The organism is Actinosynnema sp. NPDC059335 (assembly GCF_042752395.1).
Classification (GTDB): Bacteria; Actinomycetota; Actinomycetes; order Mycobacteriales; family Pseudonocardiaceae; genus Actinosynnema.
The window spans coordinates 1-2927 of sequence record NZ_JBHYXZ010000253.1 but is presented as its reverse complement, the minus strand read 5'-3'; the positions used below and the strand labels follow the sequence as shown (position 1 = coordinate 2927).

At 76.2% G+C, this 2927-nt stretch carries 4 protein-coding genes; 2 read left to right on the top strand and 2 right to left on the bottom strand.

The genetic code is table 11. From position 1 onward, the window contains the following. A partial coding sequence (locus tag ACFXGA_RS38730) for an NYN domain-containing protein (protein ID WP_378097712.1) occupies positions 1 to 488 on the bottom strand: 488 nt, incomplete at its 3' end. A gap of 49 nt (positions 489 to 537) precedes the next feature. On the opposite strand from ACFXGA_RS38730, the gene ACFXGA_RS38725 reads away from it, so the two are divergent. After that, complete coding sequence (locus ACFXGA_RS38725) at positions 538 to 714, top strand: hypothetical protein (RefSeq protein WP_378097710.1); 177 nt, start codon at positions 538 to 540, stop codon at positions 712 to 714. Between the two features lie 219 nt (positions 715 to 933). On the opposite strand, the gene ACFXGA_RS38720 is transcribed toward ACFXGA_RS38725, so the two are convergent. Beyond that, complete coding sequence (locus tag ACFXGA_RS38720; protein WP_378097707.1) at positions 934 to 1779, bottom strand: hypothetical protein; 846 nt, start codon at positions 1777 to 1779, stop codon at positions 934 to 936. 132 nt (positions 1780 to 1911) lie between these two features. On the opposite strand from ACFXGA_RS38720, the gene ACFXGA_RS38715 reads away from it, so the two are divergent. Next, entirely contained in the window at positions 1912 to 2808 is an 897-nt protein-coding gene (locus ACFXGA_RS38715) for a S1 family peptidase (protein WP_378097705.1), read from the top strand. Positions 2809 to 2927: the final 119 nt, after the last annotated feature.

The following is a 2927-nucleotide window of genomic DNA, read 5'->3' as shown; positions in this document are numbered from 1 at the left end:
GCGGCGGTGCGCGGCGTCCAGGCGGGCGGCGGCGTGCCGGACGGGAGCCGGACGTCGACCACCGGCACGATCACGCCCACCCCGCGCGCGGCGAGCCGCGCGGCCAGCGGGGTGAAGTCGGCGTCGCCGGTGACCAGCACCACCCAGTCCAGGGGCGCGGTGGTGGCGCGCTCCCACGCTTCGAGCGCGAAGTGGACGTCGACGCCCTTCTCCTTGCCGCCGTGCAGCGGGAGGTCGTGCCGGGTGATGCCGGCGGCGGCCAGCGCGGCGTCGAACGACGCGGCCGGCGTGTCGATGCGGCCGCGCACGTAGTGCGCCTCGTGCAGCACGCACTCGTCGAGGGGCCGCCCGGTCACGGTGTGGACGTACCAGCGCACCGCGTCGTGGAAGCCGTCCAACGCGACGCGAGCCGCCCGCGGGTGGGCGGTGGCGTGGAAATCGCTCAGGTAGGCGAACCACGTCCCGTCGTAGAACACACCGATGCGCACGAGCTCCCCTGCTGGTTTCGGGCCGTCAGCGAAGGGATACACCACTGCGGTGACCACACCCGAACCCGACCCCGTCACCGCGTCCTCGATGGAGGACGAGCCGGACTTCGCCGCCGAGCACTCCCGGCCGACGTTCGCCGACGAGCAGCGGGGCTCGGCCAACACCGCGCCGGACGAGTCGACGCCCGAGGGCGAGGCCGGCGCGGGCGGCATGGACCCGAACTGAGCACCCGCCCGGTCGGCGCGCCTTCGCCGCCGGGAGGGAACCCGGGCGGTCGAGCGGTCGGTGGCCGACCCGTTGTCGTCGTTCGCGCGGCGGTGCCGACCAGCGGTCGGGCCGGACGACGGGCCGACGCGTTCACCCTGATGTCGTCGTTGGCCCGGCGGCTCGAACCAGCGGTCGGTTCGGCCGAGGCGTCCGAGCCGCCGGCGGGTCCGCTCGCGGTCAACTCGCGGTCGTCGCCGGGTCGGTGGCCTGAGCCGCCAGCCGGCGGCGGTGGAAGCGGGCGATCGCGGCGATCCCGGTCAGCGACACGACGGCGCTCGAGACCAGCACGACCAGCGTGCCGCCGGCCGCGCCCGGCGTCTCGTCCAGCAGCACCATCCCGATCCACGCCGCGACGATCGGGTTCAGCACGGTCTGGCCCGCCACCACCAGGTCCGCCGGCCCGCTCGCGTACCCCAGCTGGATGAGCGACGCGCCGACCACGAACGCCACCGCCAGCCCGGCGAACGACACCCACGGCACCTCCGGCAGCGACGTCGTCACGTCCCGCACCAGCACCGCCACCAACCCGTACGCCGCCCCGGCGCCGGCCGCCAGCGCGAGCGCCCGCGACGTCCCGCTCCGGAACGCCCCGACCAGCACGAACCCGCACACCACGGCGGCGACCACCTGGATCGCCCGCAACGCCGCCGCCGGCTCCACGTCCGTGGTCACCGCCGACCGGGCCGCGACCGCGACGAACGTCGCCACCCCGCCCGTCGCCGCCACCACGGCCACCCCGAACCCCGGCGTCACGCGCCGGACGCCGAGGGCCGCGACCACCGGCAACGACAGGACAGCCAGCGGTGCGACGACCGTGACCGGCGCCAGGGCCAGCGCGAGGACCTGCAGGACCGCCGCGACGAACAGCACCGAGAACCCGAGCAGCCACCTCCGGTTGGACGCCAACCGGGTGAACCGGCGCACGGTGAGGTCGCCGACGTCCCGCACCCCGGCGTGCTGCAACGCGGCGCCGAGCGCGCTCAGCACCGCGCCCGTCACCGCGCACAGGATCGCGATCGCCACCCGACCAGGGTAGGTGCCGTCCCCGCTCCACGAGGTGACGCTCGGGTGTCACTGCGTGACCGCCGGCCACGAACGGCCGCTATCCCGCCACGCCGGTGACGTCTACCGTCGCGGTTCTGGAGGGAGAAGACCATGACCTTCGCTGACGTCGTGCGCCGGGCGGGGGCGGCCGTGCTCGCGGCCGGTCTCGCGCTCACCGCGGCCGGTCCGGTGTCGGCGACGCCGGACCGCGTCGCCCCGGACCTCGCCCGCGAGCGGCTGGACCGCGCCGCCGCGACCCGGCCCGCCGCGGTCACCGGCTGGTACCTCGACCCGGCGACGAACGCGCTGGTCGTGACGGTGCACGGAGCCGCCGACGGGGTCGCGCGGTGGGCGGACCGGGTCGGCGCCGGGCCGGTCTCGGTCGACCACGTCGCCGAAGCGCCCCGCCCGGTGTGGGACCTCGTCTCCGGCCAGGCGCTCTACAGCGGCGCCACCCGGTGCACGCTGGGGTTCAACGCCCGCGTCGGCACCGCGCGGTACGTCCTGTCCGCCGGGCACTGCGTCGGCGCGGGCAGCTCGTGGTCCGGCGTCGGCGGCCCCGTCGGCACGTCGGCCGGCTCGTCGTTCCCGGGCAACGACTACGGCCTGATCCGGGTGACGTCCTCCGCCGCCGCGTCCACCCCGCTGGTGGACCGCCACGACGCCGGACCCGACGTCACGATCGTCGGCTTCGGCACCCCGGCGGTCGGCTCGTCGGTGTGCTACTCGAGCCCGGTCGGGGGCTGGCGGTGCGGCGGCGTCGCCGGTCTCAACCAGACCGTGTGCTACGCGCAGGGCTGTGTCAGCCAACTCGTCCGGGTGAACGTGTGCGTCGAGCCGGGCGCTTCCGGCGCGCCGGTGGTCACGGACCCGGGTTCGGGGACCACCGTCCGGGCGCTGGGCGTGGTCTCGGGCGGGTCGGGCAACTGCACCACGGGCGGGACGATGTACTACCAGCCGATCGCCGAACCGATCTCGACGTACGGGCTGACGCTCTACACCGGCTGACGAGTCGTTCGGCGACCCGACCACCGGGGTGTCGTCAAGCCGCAGCCCCGGCGGGTGCGGTGTGCGGGGGGGGGGGGGGGGGGCGCGGCGGCGGGGGGCGGCGCCGCGCCCGGCCGCGC